This is a genomic window from Amycolatopsis sp. 3B14 (assembly GCF_050958625.1).
GTDB classification, from domain to species: domain Bacteria; phylum Actinomycetota; class Actinomycetes; order Mycobacteriales; family Pseudonocardiaceae; genus Amycolatopsis_E; species Amycolatopsis_E thermoflava.
This window is the reverse complement of sequence record NZ_JBHZEN010000028.1, coordinates 54712-68791: the sequence shown is the minus strand read 5'-3', so window position 1 is coordinate 68791 and position 14080 is coordinate 54712. Positions and strand designations below refer to the sequence as shown.

The following is a 14080-nucleotide window of genomic DNA, read 5'->3' as shown; positions in this document are numbered from 1 at the left end:
ACGGCGGCGGACAATGCAGCCGGGCTACGACGGCGGAGGGCAGGCACATGACCGGGTATCTCGTGACCGGGGCGACCGGGCTGATCGGACGCCAGTTCACCCCGCTGCTGCTGGCGCGGGCGGAGGTCGACCGGGTGTTCCTGCTGGTCCGGGAGAAGTCGCGGGAGCGGCTGGCGGACCTGGTCAACGGCTGGCCGCACCCGGAGAAGGTGACGCTGGTCGACGGCGACATCGGCCGCGAGGACCTCGGCATCGCCGAGGATGTGCGCGCCGGGCTGCGGGGCCGGGTCGACGGTCTGGTCCACCTGGCCGCGCTGTACGACCTGACCGCCGACGACGCGACGAGCGTCAAGGCCAACGTCGACGGCACGCGCCACGTGCTCGACCTGGCCGCGGACATCGGCGCCGGTTGTCTGCACCACGTGTCGTCGGTGGCGGTGGCAGGCGACCACGAGGGCGTGTTCACCGAGGACATGTTCGACACCGGTCAGCGCCTGCCGACGCCGTACCACCGGACGAAGTTCGAGGCCGAGCGGCTGGTGCGGCAGCAGTCCGAGGTGCCGTGGCGGGTGTACCGGCCCGCCGTCGTGGTCGGACACTCGCAGACCGGCGAGATGGACAAGATCGACGGCCCGTACTACCTCTTCCCCGCGATCAGCAGGCTCGCCGCGTTGCCGAACGTGCCGCTCGCCGGCCCGGACCTCGGCGACACGAACATCGTCCCGGTCGACTACGTCGCCAGGGCGCTGCTGGAGCTGGTGGTCAAGCCGGGTCTGGACGGGCGCGCGTTCCATCTGGTCAGCCCGGAACCGCAGTCGGTGATCCGCGTCTACAACGCCTTCGCCCGCGCGGCCGGGGCGCCGACGATCAACGTCGAGCTGGACCGGCGGCTGTCCCGCGGCCTGCTGAAGCTGGCCCGGCTGACCGAGCACGTGCCGGGCGTCACGATCACCCGCGACGCGTTCCTGGAGCGCCTCGGCATCCCGGCCGTCCTGCTGGACACGCTGTCGTTCCCGTCGGTCTTCGCCTCCGCCGCGACGCGCAAGGAGCTCGCGGCCAGCGGTGTCGACGTGCCCCGGATCGAGGACTACGCGCCCGCGCTGTGGCGGTACTGGCGCGAGCACCTCGACCCGTTCCGCGCCCGCAAGCACGGGCCGCGGGGCGAGCTGGACGGCCGCCGGGTGATCATCACCGGCGCGTCGTCGGGCATCGGGCGGGCGACCGCGCTGAAGGTGGCGGCCGAGGGCGGGGTGCCGCTGCTGGTCGCGCGGCGGGAGCCGGAGCTGGCGGAGGTGCGCGACGAGATCGTCGCCGCGGGCGGCTACGCCTCGATCTACCCGGCCGACCTGACCGACGAGGAGGCCGTGCGCAAGATCGTCGACCAGATGCTGGCCGAGCACGGCCGCATCGACATGCTGGTCAACAACGCCGGCCGGTCGATCCGCCGCTCGATCAAGCTGTCCTACGACCGCTTCCACGACTACGAGCGCGCCATGGCGATCAACTACTTCGGCGCGGTCCGGCTGATCCTCGCGGTGCTGCCGCACATGGCCGAGCGGAAGTTCGGGCACGTGGTCAACGTGTCGTCGATCGGCGTGCAGGGCATCGCGCCGCGGTTCTCCGCGTACGTCGCGTCGAAGGCGGCGCTGGACTACTTCAGCAAGATCGCGGCGACCGAGACCCACGGTGACGGCATCACGTTCACGACCATCCACATGCCACTGGTCCGCACGCCGATGATCCGGCCGACGAAGATCTACGACGCGTTCCCGACGAAGTCGCCGGACCAGGCCGCGGACATGGTGGTGCGCGCGCTGAAGAACCGGCCCAAGCACATCGGCACCCCGGAGGGGTATCTGATCCAGGCGGCGTACACGCTGCTGCCGGGGCTCGTCGACGCCATCGCGTACGAGGGTTACCGCGTCTTCCCCGACTCGACGGCCGCGGGCGGCAGTGGTGAGCTGCGGATCGGGAAGGGCGAGCGGCACCTGTCCCGCGCGGCGAACGCCCTCGTCAAACTGACCAGGGGTTTCCACTGGTGAGTGACACACCGGGCGTGGGCCTGACCGTGTTAACGCGCTGTGCGCGGGTACGGTTTTCGCATGGTCTCTGAGCGCGACAGCCTGCTCCCGTTGCGGCGTGAGTACAACCAGGTGTGGCACGGCTTCGACCGCGGCCAGGTGCTGCAGTACCTGGACCACGTCGAGGCGAACCTGCGCCGGGTGATGGCTGATCGCGACAACGCGATGGCCAAGGTGTCCAACCTGTCGCGCGAACTGGAGGGCGCGCGCGGGGAGATCGCGCGGCTGCGGAACCGGGTAGAGGAGTTGAAGCGGCCGCCGGAGCGGGTCGAGGACCTCGACGAGCGCATGCAGCGCACCGTGGAGCTGGCGGAGATGCGCGCTGAGGAGATCACGTCGCGCGCGCAGGTCGCGGCGGAGGAGCACTGGAGCGCGACGACCGAGCTGTCCGGGAAGCTGCGTGAGCGGTACCAGAAGCTGCTGGCGGAGCTGGACACGCACGGGCAGGCGCTGCAGGCCGAGCACAAGCGGGCGCTGGAGGCGACGAAGGCGGAGGTCGAGCGCCTGACGGCGGAGGCGACGCGGCGGCGGACGCAGCTGGACATCGAGGCCGAGCGCAAGCGGCGCACCGTGCAGCACGACTTCGAGCAGTCGATGGCGTCGCAGCGGGCCGCGCTGGAGAAGCACATCGCCGACCAGCAGACGGCGAGCAAGCAGCAGGCCGAGCGGCGCATCGCGGAGGCGACCGCCGAGGCGAAGCGCCTGGTCGACGAGGCCAGCGCGAGGGCGCGCGCGATGGTCGAGGACGCCACCGCGAGGGCCGAGAAGCGCGAACGCGAGGCGCGGCAGCTGGTGGAGCGCCTGACACGGATCAGCACGGAGGTCGCCGCGCGGCTCCGCAAGACCGACGAGGTGCTGGCCCGCAGCCAGTCGGCGCTGGAGCCGCTGCGGGAGGAGTCCGTGGTGGACATGAGCCGCCCGGTGGACGATGCGGCCGACGGCATGAAGACGGTGCCCGCGGTGAAGCCGCCGACGGTGAACTCCGCGGCAGTGAAGACGGCGGTGGTGAAGCCGGTCGGTGGGCCGGGTGCTGGTGGGCCGAGTGCTGGTGGCGCGACCGCCGGTGGGTCCAGTGCCGGTGGGCCGGGTGCCGGTGGCGCGACCGGTGCGGCGAAGCCGGCCGCCCCGGCGCAGCCGGGGGCAGCTGCACAGTCGGGGGCCGCGGCGAAGCCGGCGCCGGGTGCAGGCGGTGCGCAGGGCGACCGGTCGCCGAGCGCGCCTCCGAGCGCGAGTCGCCAGGGCGGTTCGGGCACCGACAGCCAGAGTGGCCCGGCCAGTGAAGCTCCGGCAGGTGGCAAGCCCAACCAGCCGAAGGCACCGGCCCCGAAGCCCGGTGGCGGTGCCCGCCCCGTGACGGGCAAGCCGCCCGCGGCGCTCGCGGGGCCGGCCGCCATGGCGGAGGGGCAGCAGCCGCCGAAACCGCTCGCCAAGCGGCCCCAGTCCACCAAGAAGTAGGCCGCCGGAGGGCCCCGCGACCGGGTAGTCCACCGGAGGCGGTGACCCCACCGACCGCCGATCCCTTCATCGGCTGGTGCCCACCAAGCCAGTTGGTCGAACGGTGCCGCCGGAGGCGGCGTCCGCGGCAACCCCGGCCAGCCCCACCGCCCTGAGGGTGGAGCCTGGCCGGGACCCGGCTAGGGCAAGCGGGGCCAGGGGTTCAGCGCCTCCAGCTGCGCGGCCAGCGCCAGCAGCCGTGACTCGCCGCCGGGGCGGGTCACCAACTGCACCCCGATCGGCAGGCCGTTCGGGGTGCGGCCGGCCGGCACGGAGATCGCCGGGTAGCCGGACAGGTTCCACAAGCCCGTGAAACCCGCCAGTGCCACCGAAGGCAGCGCGTTCGCCAGGCACGACCTCGCGTGCCACGCCGCCGCCTTCGGGGGCATCGTCGCGAGGGTCGGGGTGATCAGCACGTCCTGGCCGGTGAAGAACTCCGCCGCCCGTGCCGTCCAGCGGCGGGCAGTACCAGGTGTCACCAGCCTCCGCACGGCACGCCCGATCCGCACGTGCCGCTGCGTCCGCGGCTGCAGCGCATCGAAGTCCACCTCGGACGCCTGCTCGGCCGGGCCGGCGAACCACCGTTCCAGGATCCCGGCCACCGGCTCCACCCCATACCGCGGCCGCGCGCGAGACACGCGATGCCCGGAGGCCGCCAGCAGGTCCGCCACCCGCTCGACCGCCGCCGTCAACGGGCGCGGCACCGGCGCGCGCGTCAGCGGCACCTCCGTCGACACCGCGATCCGCAACCGCCCCGGCTCGCGTACCTCGGCGAACTCCGGCCGGCCCGCCAGCACCGACAACAGCAACGCCGCGTCCGCCACCGTCGTCGCCAGGCTGCCGTGCGCGGACATCCCGAACCAGCCCTCCTCGGCCAGCACGTCCGCCCCCGGCTTGATCCCCACCAGCCCGCACATCGCCGCGGGCAGCCGGATCGAGCCGAGCCCGTCGGTGCCGTGCGCGACCGGCACCAGCCCCGCCGCCACCGCCGCCGCACTGCCGCCCGACGAACCGCCCGCCGTGTACTCCGGCGCCCACGGGTTGCGCGTCACGGCTTCCGGCGAGTCGGTCATCGGCCAGATGCACAGCTCCGGCACGCGCGTGATCCCGACGACCACCGCACCGGCCTCCCGCAGCCGCCGCACCACGAAATGGTCCGAACCAACCGGCCGGGCCGTGGCGGTCCCGTTCGTCACGGTCTCGCCCGCGATCCCGGCGACGTCCTTCACCGCCACCGGCACCCCGGCCAGCGGCAGCTCCCCCAGGTCCGCACGCGAGCGCAGCGCCGCGGCCTCCGCCACGGCCTCGTCCGCCCGCACCCGGCGGAACGCCCCCACCACCCGGTCCGCGGCCTCGATGCCCGCGATCACCCGTTCGGTCTCCCGCACCGGGTCCACCGTCCCGGCCCGCACCGCTTCGGCCAGCGCCTTCGCCGTCACCATGGGAAAACCCTATAGAACAATTGGCGGCGCAATTGCCGGTGGCGTGAGCACCCGATCACGCAACGAGCCGGGCGATGTCGGATTCGTCACGGTTATCGGCGCACGAAACGTGATCAGTGCGTGCACCCACCGTAAGACGACCTGATCAGAGCCATTCTCCGAAAAGGACCCGCGACCGCCGACGCGGCCGGGGCCCCTTGCGCCACAGTTAGAATCTCGTTCGGAACCCCGGTACCTCATCGATAAAGGTGTGACAGATCACAGAAGGAACGAGCGCGACACCGCCCGCTACGACCATCCGGAGTAGCCGGCAAGACCATCCAGCGGAATAGAACCCGCGGAACGCTTCGGCATTCCCCGGACTCGCCAAGGATCTGCGCGGCCCATCAGTCGGGACGTAACGAGATCATATAGCGGGACGACAATATCCGCGCGGCTGACAAAGCCCCTGACCACTCAGCGGAGAGGCGGCGAGCGCGGACGGAACGTGAAGTTGACTCATACTTGTCCGGGCTGGTTCACTCTCCCGGTCGCAGAACCCGCCGCGGTTCCTGTGCGCAGCGTCAACTCGGGTCCGGGGGCCGAGGCCATCACATCGAGTTGCGGGAAGGCTCTTCAGAGCGTTGAAAAAGGTATTCGGAACACGTAGGCGGCGTGCTTCGATCCGGTCGAGGGTGCTCGCGATCGCGATCGTGCCCAGCGTCGCCCTGCTGCTCGCCGGCGTGGCGCTCGCGGGCTACCTGGTCGTGCAGGCGGTGAACGCCCGCGAATTCGCGACGAAGGTCCACGATTCGGCCGAGCCCGGCGCCCTCTTCTTCGGCGCGGTGCGCGCCGAGCGCGTGCTGACCCTGCGCACGCTGGCGAGCAACGGCGCGCCCGGCGCGGATCTGATCCAGGCCCGCGTCAAGACGGACACCACGGCCGCGCGAATGGCCACCGTGCTGCAGGACATGGTCGACGACGCGCCGGAATCGGTTCGCCAGAGCATCGCCAAGACCAGCGCGAACTTCGCGCAGCTGCCGGAGCTGCGGCAGCGCGTGGACAGCAGGCAAGCGTCGCCGCTGGAGGCCTACGCCTTCTACAACCGCATCATCGACGAGTTCGCCACCGGTCTGAACGGCGTCGCCGAGGGCGCGCCGGACGCGCAGACCGCGTTCCTCCGCGTCACCGCGATGCCGCTGTTCACCGCGGCCGACGCGATGTCCCGCGGTGACGCGCTGGCGGCCGCCGGCATCGCCGGGCGCGGTCTGTCCGAGGAGGAGTTCCGCACCTACATCAGCCAGGTCGGCGCCTACCACGCCGAGCTGGAGGTCGCCGCACCGCAAATGATCCCGTCGGTGCGCGCCAAGTACGAGGCGCTGCTCGCGAGCCCGGCGTGGGACACGCTGAGCATCGTTGAAAACGCTTTCCTACGCGGCAACCAGGACTCGCTCCCGGTGCCCGAGGCGCAGTGGCGCGACGCCGCGACCCAGGTCGGGAACGCGCTGATGGGCCTCTACATCGAGCAGAGCTCCAACGCCACGAACGTCGGCCTGGAAAGCGGTGACCGGACGCTGGTCACCTCGATCATCGCGGGCGCCGCGGCGCTGATCGTGTCCTTCGCGGTGTTCTTCTTCGCCTGGCGCCTGTCCAACCGCCTGATCCAGCGCCTCGGCCGGCTCCGCGAGGAGACCCTGGAGGCCGCCGAGACGCAGCTGCCGCAGCTGGTCGAGCGGGTCCGCACCGGCGAGGCCGTCGACCTCGACACCGAGGTCGCGCTGCTGGACCACGGCGAGGACGAGATCGGCCAGGTCGCCGACGCGTTCAACAAGGCGCAGCAGACCGCCATCGCCGCCGCCGTCGACGAGGCCAAGACCCGTGAGGGCACCAAGAAGGTCTTCCTCAACATCGCGCACCGCAGCCAGGTGCTGGTGCACCGGCAGCTCAAGGCGCTCGACGAAGCCGAGCGCAAGCAGGAGGACCCGGACCAGCTGGACATGCTGTTCCGCCTGGACCACCTGTCCACCCGCGCCCGCCGCAACGCGGAGAACCTGATCATCCTCGGCGGCGAGCGGCCGGGACGGCAGTGGCGCAACCCGGTCGCGCTGGCCGACCTGATCCGCGGCGCCACCGGCGAGACCGAGGACTACGCCCGCGTCACCGTCGGCAAGCTGCCGAACGTCGCGGTCGCCGGCCCGGTCGTCGCCGACCTCGTGCACCTGCTCGCCGAGCTGCTCGACAACGCCACCTCGTTCTCGCCGCCGAACTCGCGCGTCGAGGTGTTCGGCGACGTCGTCGGCAAGGGCGTGGTCATCGAGATCGAGGACCAGGGTCTCGGCATCGAGCCGGAGCAGGCCGAGGAACTGAACGCGATGCTGCGTGAACCGCCGGACTTCAGCGTCATGGCGCTGTCCGCGGAGCCACGCCTCGGTCTGTTCGTGGTCGCGCGGCTGGCGTCCCGGCACGGGATTTCGGTGACCCTGCGCGATTCCGCCTACGGCGGCACGCGCGCGATCGTGCTCGTGCGGTCCGAGCTGCTGGCTCCGGTGCCGCAGCCGGAGGACGGACAGCAGCCCGAGGAGGCGCTGGTCCCGGCGCAGAGCGTGCCGTCGCACCGCTGGCCGGAAGAGGCCGACACCCCGCCCGAGCCGCCCAGCACCAACGGGCACCGCGAGGAGCCGCCGGCGCGGGTGGACCTGTTCCGCGCCAACGTCCCGGCCGCTCCGCCGGAACCGCCGCCCGCCCCGCAGCAGCAGCACCACGCGCCACCGCAGCGGCCGCAGGTGCCGTTGCGGCCGCCGCTGGACTCGCGGCCGCCGCTGGACACCCGCATGCCGATCGACACGCGGCCGCCGCAGGCCCGGCCCCCGCAGCACGCAGGGCCGATTTCGCCGGACCGCCCGCCGCTGCCGCGGCGGCGACGGCAGCAGAACCTGGCCCCGCAGTTGAGGAAGGACGAGGAGACCACCACTTTCAGCGCCGCCACCGACCACAGCACCGTGCCCTCGGACAGCCCGGAGCAGGCCCGCAGCCGGCTTTCGGCGTTCCAGCAGGGCACCCGCCGCGCTCGTGAACAGGATCCGAGCACCACCGACATTCTGGGAGAGCACACGTGACGAACGCGGGAATCAACGAGCTGGACTGGCTCCTCGACGACCTCCTGCAGCAGGTCGTCGGAGCGGACCGGGCGGTTGTGCTGTCGGCCGACGGTCTGCTGATCGGCCGGTCGACCAATCTGTCCGAAGAGGACGGCGAGCACCTGTCGGCGGTGGCGTCGGCGTTCCAGAGCCTCGCCAAGGGCACTGGGCGCCACTTCGGCGGCGGCGCGGTGCGCCAGACCGTCGTGGAGATGGACCACGCCTTCCTGTTCGTCACCACGGCCGGGCACGGCGCGTGCCTCGCGCTGCTGACCGCGGCCGACGTCGACATGGGCCTCGTCGCCTACGCGATGAACATGATGGTCAAGCGGGTCGGCGCGGCGCTGAGCGCGGCGCCACGAGTTGAGCAGCAAAGCACGCCATGATGATCAGGCGGGACGACGACACCTGGTTCGATGACGCCGCGGGCCCGATCGCCCGGCCGTACACGATCACCGGCGGCCGCACCCACGCCGGCGACATCGACCTGCAGCTGCTGTCACTCGTGGTCGCCCTGCCCGGACTGGCCGAAGCGGCCACCATGGCACCGGAGTACGCCCGGATCGTGCGCCTGTGCCAGCGGCCGCTGTCGGTCGCCGAGGTCGCGGCGCACCTGGACCTGCCGGTGCCGATCGTGAAGGTGCTGCTGGCCGACCTCATCGAGCGCGGCCACGTCATCTACCGGACGTCCCAGCCCATCTCCGACACCCCGGAACAACACGTACTTCAGGCGGTTCTCGATGGCATTCGCAGGCTCTGAGCCCCGGCGGAACGTCTCCGCCACCGTGGTGAAGCTGCTGATCGCAGGCGGCTTCGGGGTCGGGAAGACCACCATGGTCGGCTCGGTGAGCGAGATCTCCCCGTTGCGGACGGAGGAATCGATCACCCAGGCCTCGGCCGGGGTCGACGACCTCACCGGGGTGGAGAGCAAGACCACCACGACCGTGGCGCTGGACTTCGGCCGCATCACGATCAACCCCGAGCTGATCCTGTACCTGTTCGGCACGCCGGGGCAGGACCGGTTCTGGTTCATGTGGGACGAGCTCGCGCAGGGCGCGCTGGGCGCGGTGGTGCTCGCCGACACACGCAGGTTGGAAAGTTGCTTCCCGGCCGTGGACTTCTTCGAGCGGCGCGGGCTGCCGTTCGTGGTCGGCGTCAACTGCTTCGACAACGCCTACCGCTACGGCACCGAAGAGGTGCGCGCCGCGCTCGAACTGGACGACACGGTGCCGATCCTGCTGTGCGACGCGCGGGACCGGGAGTCGACCAAGCAGGTGCTGGTGATCCTGATGCAGCACGTGATGGCGAACGCGGCGCTGGCGCGACGCTAGCGACCCGGCTGGTCCATCCGGTGTGGACGGACGGGCATCGGCCCTAGTACGGGTTCACCTTGTCCCGGAACTTCGCGGCCACCTCGTCGGTGTCGGACTTCGGGTAGGAGATCCGCGCCGGGTCGCCGTCCGAGGTGTACCTGCTGTCCGCGTTCTGGGCGAGCTTGTCCAGCCATACCGCCGAACCGTATTCGGCCTCCTCGCCCGTCGCGCTCTGCGAACGGATGCGCGGGATGTTCAGCGGGTCGAAGTCGGCCGTGAACGGGGACGCGGACGGGTTCGAGCCCACCAGGAACGCGCCCTGGTAGCGGTAACCGTTGCCCTGCAAGGCGAGTTCCTTCGGCCGCGGGTGGATGCCGAACGGCAGCGCGATCGTCGTCGGGTTCGCCTGCGGCGCCGCGCGCCGGATCAGCGCGTCCAGCTCGCCGATCTCGGCCTGCGCGGTCTCCTTGTCGGCCTCGCGCAGGTTCGCGTGCGTCTTGGTGTGGTTGCCGACGTCGAAACCGTTGGCCAGCAACCACGGGATGGTGCGGGCGCCGCCGGGGTCGCCGAACGGCTCCGCGTTGACGTAGAACGTGGCCACCGGCCGGAACCGCGGGTGGCTGCGGGCGAAGTCGAGCATGATCGCGACCGCCGTGCCGGGCACCGGGTTGCCGTCCGGGCCGAGCGCGAACTGGCTGGGGTCGCCGTCGTCGAAGGTCAGCACCACCGGGTGCGAGCCTGCCGGGACGTCGATGCGGCCCGCGGTGAAGTCGGCGGCCGACACGGGCACGTAGCCCTCGCGGTCGAGCCGTTCCAGCTCCGCCCGGAAGTCCTCCGGCGTGCGGTCGTAGACCGATTCGGTCTCGGGCACGATGCGGTGGTACATGAGCACCGGGACCCGCCCCAGCTCGTTCGCGCGCACCGCGGCCGGCTGGGCCGGCGCCGCCGGGGCCGCGGACCGCAGCGGCGCGAACGCGGCCCACTCCTGGCCGTCGCCGCGCTGCTCGTGCGGCTGGCCGTCGACGACCGTGGTGCACGCCGTGAGCAGGAACAGGACCGCTATGAGGGAAGCCAGCTTGGGTGTCACGCCTTCCAACGTGCGCCCTGCGTAGCACGAAGGCAACGGGGTGTAACTCGAAGGGATGGATTCCCGAATGACCCGGTCGATCCGGGGAATGAGCCCGCTGCTCGGCACAACCGGCGCGGGAGGGTTACATGGGCAGGCACCGGACGCGGTCCCAGAACTCGATTCTGGTCCTCGTGGCCATCATCGCCACGATGGCCATCGCGGTCACCCCGGCGGTGGTGCAGTCGCTCCCGTTCGGGCTGGCCATCCAGGGCCTCGGTGACGACGTCACCACCAACGCGGAGTCGCTGCGTGACATCCGGGTGCTGGCGGCGCGTGACAGCGACCTCGACCGGGTCGCGGTCACCCTCGACGACCAGCCGGTGACCACGAACCGTGACGGCGGACGGCTGGTCCTGCCGCCGCTGAAGATCGGCGACGGCGAGCACACCCTGGCCGCCCGGCTGCCGAACGAGGTCCCCGGCCTGCCGGACGCCGTGGTGACCCGCACCTTCACCGTCGACAACACCGCCCCGGAGCTGAGCTTCCAGCCCATCGAGATCAGCGACCCGCGCAAGCCGGTGACCCTGCGCGGCATGGCCAAGGGCGCGGAAAAGGTCACGGTCCAGGGCGAAGAGGTGAAGGTCAACGAGTTCGGCAACTTCACCGCGACCATCCCGACTCCCCCGGCGAAGATCGAGATCGGCGCGCAGGACGCGGCGGGCAACCGCGCGGCCGGGCGCGTCCCGGTGCGGGCGCGGCACCCCGGCATGCGCGGGGTGCACATGACCGCCGTGGCGTGGACGGCTCCGGCTCTGCGGGATCCGGTGCTGCAGATGGCGCGGGACGGGCTCATCGACACCGTCCAGCTGGACATCAAGGACGAGAGCGGCGAGGTCGGGTACAACTCGCAGGTGCCGCTGGCGAAGGAGATCGGCGCCGCGAAGAACTACTACGACCTGCGCGGGGTCGTCGAGCAGCTGCACAAGGAGGGCATCCGCGTCGTCGGCAGGCTGGTCGCCTTCCGCGACCCGGTCCTGGCCAGGGCGTCGTGGGAGTCCGGCAAGCGCGACCGGGTCGTGCAGAGCGCCGACGGGCAGCCGTGGGCCAGCGGGTACGGCGAGTACGCGTTCACCAACTTCGCCAACCGCGAGGTGCGGGAGTACAACATCGCGCTCGCGACGGAAGCCGCGCGGGCCGGGTTCGACGACATCCTCTACGACTACGTGCGGCGGCCCGAAGGCCCCATCGAGCAGCTGCGATTCCCCGGTCTGGAGGGCACACCGGAGGAAGGGATCGTGGACTTCCTCGCGGAGAGCCGCAACGCCGTGCGGGCAGAGGGTGCATACCTGGGCGCGTCGGTGTTCGGGATCGCGGTCAATCGGCCGACGCAGATCGGGCAGGACATCACGGCCATGGCACGCAAGGTGGACTACATCGCGCCGATGATCTACCCGTCGCACTGGGGCTCCGGCGAGTACGGGGTTTCCGACCCGGAGTCGCAGCCGCTGGAGATCACCCAGCGCTCGCTGGCGGCGTTCGCCGAAAAGGCCGCCGGGACGCAGACCGTGATCATCCCGTGGATCCAGGCATTCAGCATGTCCGTCCACTACGGACGGGACCAGATCCGGGCGCAGCTGGACGGCGCGCGCGCCAACGGGATGGACTCGTTCCTGCTGTGGAACGCCTCCTGCAAGTACAACGCGGCCGACCTGGCGCCCTGACCGGTCACCTCCGGAGGGGTTCGACCTCGTCCGGCGTCGCGTACTGGTACCGGGTCCCCACCCGGACCTCCAGGTGCAGGTCGCCGTCCTCATCGGACAGTACCGCGTGGACGGTCCCGGTGCGGCCGTCGCGGAGGCGCACCCGGCTCCCGGCCGACACCGCGACTCCGGAGACCACCACCTCGTCGGTTTCGGGTGACACCGGGCCGGGATCCCACCACACGTCCTCCGGGAGCCCGCGGCGCACGTACCGGATGCGTTCTTCGCCCTCCGGCACCACGACCGGGTGGTCGTACAGGGCGACCGGCGCGGCAAGCACCGCGGCGTCGTTGTCCCCCAGCAGGACCGGCCACAGCCGGTGACTTTCGCACTGCTCGGCGGCCGCCCGCGCCCACGACGGCGGGTCGGTCAGCGACACGAACCGGCCCGCGTTCACCGCGAGCACCAGGTGCGCGGCCAGCATCGCGTGCCGGAGCGCGACTTCCCGCGGCGAGTCCGGCTCGTACCACTCGGTGTTGTTGACGACGTCGGCCCGCAACCGGATGCCGCCGTTGGGGCCGCCCAGCACCTGCGCGCTCAGCCGCAGCTCGCCGGTGACCGTCCAGGTCCGGCGGACGAGCCGGTCCGCCACGCCGAGGACCTCGGTCCGCTCGGCGCCGCCGACGACGAACGGGACGCAGGTGCGCTGCGCGGTCAGCTCGGCGACCGGGAGCACGGCGTCGACCTCGCGCTCGACCGCCTCGTCCCAGCTGACGTGCTCGGCGCCGTCCTGGCGCACGACGCGCTCCTGCCCCTGAAGGAACCGCAGCCGGACGTGCAGCACGGCGTGGGAGCGGGGTTCCAGCAGGCACTCGACCCGGCAGTCGGCGAAGTCACCGGCCTGCGGTGAGGCGAACGCCGGCGGCATCAGCACGCCGAACCGCCAGTCCTGCGTCCGCGGGCGGTACAGGACCGCGTCGCCGATCGCCCTGGCGGTGTCGAACGCGGTGGTCATGCGACACGGTAAAACTGTAATACACGTCACACAAGCGCTATCGTCCGCGCGGGGGGCGTAAACGCTGGTCAAGAACAAGCGGGAGCCGATCGGGCACCGATCGTGGTTCACCCGATCAGCCCAGTTCGCGGCAAGCCGGACGCGGGTACGGCTGACGGACACGGGAGGGCGGCCCATGCGCACCGAACTGATCGACGCCCTGCTCGAACTGCTGGCGCGCGAATCCGAGGGCTTCGACGTGCACCGGTTCGCGCAGGACCTCGCCGAGCGCGCCACCGTCCTCGTGCCCGCGCGCGACGCCGGGGTGCTGGTGTCGTTCCCGGCCGAGCCGGCGGAAATCGCCGCCGGCACCGGGACCGCGCGCGATCTGGTGCGCCTCCAGCTCGAGCTCGGCGAGGGGCCGGCGCCGGAGTGCCTCCACAGTGGATCATCGGGCGGCGGCCCGTGGCCGCGGTTTTCCGCCGCCTGCACGGAAGCCGGTTACTCATCGGTACACACGTTGCCGATCGACGCCGACGGCGAGATCTTCGGCGCGCTGTGCCTGTTCGACGTCGGCGGAAATACCCACCCCGTCGGGCCGCGCCTGGCGCACGCGGCCGCGCTTCGCCTGGCCCACCAACGGGATCTGCACCAGCTCGGGGTGCGGTTGCGGCACCTGCAGACCGCCTTGGACAGCCGAGTCGTGATCGAGCAGGCCAAGGGCATGTTGGCGGAACGGCACAAGATCGGTGTGGACACGGCGTTCGAGGGCCTGCGGCGGTACGCGCGCGACCACAACCAGCGGGTCGCGGACCTCGCGCGGGCCATCGTCGAGGGTCGCGACCCGGTGCGGCCGAACGATTTCTGACCG

General features: G+C 71.5%; 11 protein-coding genes. 8 read left to right on the top strand and 3 right to left on the bottom strand.

Translation table 11 applies throughout. The features are described from left to right. The first annotated feature begins 47 nt into the window (after positions 1–47). On the top strand, positions 48–2042 hold the full coding sequence (locus ACCP09_RS17615) for an SDR family oxidoreductase (RefSeq protein ID WP_433747958.1): 1995 nt from the start codon (positions 48–50) through the stop codon (positions 2040–2042). Positions 2043–2102: 60 nt separating this feature from the next. Then, positions 2103–3536 (top strand): cell division protein DivIVA, encoded by a 1434-nt coding sequence (locus ACCP09_RS17610; RefSeq protein ID WP_433747955.1) that lies wholly within the window; start codon positions 2103–2105, stop codon positions 3534–3536. A 179-nt stretch (positions 3537–3715) separates the two neighbouring features. On the opposite strand, the gene ACCP09_RS17605 is transcribed toward ACCP09_RS17610, so the two are convergent. Continuing rightward, positions 3716–5017, bottom strand: a complete 1302-nt coding sequence (locus tag ACCP09_RS17605) for an amidase family protein (protein WP_433747952.1) — start codon at positions 5015–5017, stop codon at positions 3716–3718. Between the two features lie 674 nt (positions 5018–5691). On the opposite strand from ACCP09_RS17605, the gene ACCP09_RS17600 reads away from it, so the two are divergent. Genes ACCP09_RS17600 through ACCP09_RS17585 form a run of 4 tightly spaced genes read left to right on the top strand, consistent with a single transcriptional unit; the run spans position 5692 to position 9464 of the window. Beyond that, positions 5692–8112: a nitrate- and nitrite sensing domain-containing protein gene (locus tag ACCP09_RS17600; RefSeq protein WP_433747949.1), complete on the top strand. Its 2421-nt coding sequence runs from the start codon at positions 5692–5694 to the stop codon at positions 8110–8112. Continuing rightward, on the top strand, positions 8109–8519 hold the full coding sequence (locus ACCP09_RS17595; protein ID WP_020421504.1) for a roadblock/LC7 domain-containing protein: 411 nt from the start codon (positions 8109–8111) through the stop codon (positions 8517–8519). Before ACCP09_RS17600 ends, ACCP09_RS17595 begins: the two co-directional genes overlap by 4 nt. After that, positions 8519–8893 carry a DUF742 domain-containing protein gene (locus tag ACCP09_RS17590; protein ID WP_017984828.1) on the top strand — a complete coding sequence of 125 codons (375 nt, stop codon included), beginning with the start codon at positions 8519–8521 and terminating at the stop codon, positions 8891–8893. Before ACCP09_RS17595 ends, ACCP09_RS17590 begins: the two co-directional genes overlap by 1 nt. Beyond that, positions 8874–9464: a GTP-binding protein gene (locus tag ACCP09_RS17585; RefSeq protein WP_026153485.1), complete on the top strand. Its 591-nt coding sequence runs from the start codon at positions 8874–8876 to the stop codon at positions 9462–9464. Before ACCP09_RS17590 ends, ACCP09_RS17585 begins: the two co-directional genes overlap by 20 nt. A gap of 43 nt (positions 9465–9507) precedes the next feature. On the opposite strand, the gene ACCP09_RS17580 is transcribed toward ACCP09_RS17585, so the two are convergent. After that, the gene (locus ACCP09_RS17580) at positions 9508–10533 is read right to left on the bottom strand and encodes a polysaccharide deacetylase family protein (protein WP_433747944.1); all 1026 of its coding nucleotides are present in this window, start codon (positions 10531–10533) and stop codon (positions 9508–9510) included. 128 nt (positions 10534–10661) lie between these two features. Between ACCP09_RS17580 and ACCP09_RS17575 the strand changes: the two genes are divergently transcribed. Beyond that, entirely contained in the window at positions 10662–12236 is a 1575-nt protein-coding gene (locus ACCP09_RS17575; protein WP_433747941.1) for a putative glycoside hydrolase, read from the top strand. A gap of 4 nt (positions 12237–12240) precedes the next feature. Here the strand turns inward: ACCP09_RS17575 and ACCP09_RS17570 are convergent, their stop codons facing one another. Then, on the bottom strand, positions 12241–13230 hold the full coding sequence (locus ACCP09_RS17570) for a hypothetical protein (protein ID WP_123684891.1): 990 nt from the start codon (positions 13228–13230) through the stop codon (positions 12241–12243). A gap of 175 nt (positions 13231–13405) precedes the next feature. Here ACCP09_RS17570 and ACCP09_RS17565 point away from each other — a divergent pair, with 175 nt between their 5' ends. Then, on the top strand, positions 13406–14077 hold the full coding sequence (locus ACCP09_RS17565; RefSeq protein ID WP_378362937.1) for an ANTAR domain-containing protein: 672 nt from the start codon (positions 13406–13408) through the stop codon (positions 14075–14077). Positions 14078–14080 lie beyond the last annotated feature (3 nt).

What these genes read in the sequence shown, in the direction of transcription:
- ACCP09_RS17565 (WP_378362937.1), top strand. Translation starts at nt 13,406, where the DNA reads ATGCGCACCGAACTGATCGACGCCCTGCTCGAACTGCTGGCGCGCGAA.
- ACCP09_RS17575 (WP_433747941.1), top strand. Translation starts at nt 10,662, where the DNA reads ATGGGCAGGCACCGGACGCGGTCCCAGAACTCGATTCTGGTCCTCGTG.
- ACCP09_RS17605 (WP_433747952.1), bottom strand. Translation starts at nt 5,017, where the DNA reads ATGGTGACGGCGAAGGCGCTGGCCGAAGCGGTGCGGGCCGGGACGGTG.
- ACCP09_RS17615 (WP_433747958.1), top strand. Translation starts at nt 48, where the DNA reads ATGACCGGGTATCTCGTGACCGGGGCGACCGGGCTGATCGGACGCCAG.
- ACCP09_RS17590 (WP_017984828.1), top strand. Translation starts at nt 8,519, where the DNA reads ATGATCAGGCGGGACGACGACACCTGGTTCGATGACGCCGCGGGCCCG.
- ACCP09_RS17570 (WP_123684891.1), bottom strand. Translation starts at nt 13,230, where the DNA reads ATGACCACCGCGTTCGACACCGCCAGGGCGATCGGCGACGCGGTCCTG.
- ACCP09_RS17610 (WP_433747955.1), top strand. Translation starts at nt 2,103, where the DNA reads ATGGTCTCTGAGCGCGACAGCCTGCTCCCGTTGCGGCGTGAGTACAAC.
- ACCP09_RS17585 (WP_026153485.1), top strand. Translation starts at nt 8,874, where the DNA reads ATGGCATTCGCAGGCTCTGAGCCCCGGCGGAACGTCTCCGCCACCGTG.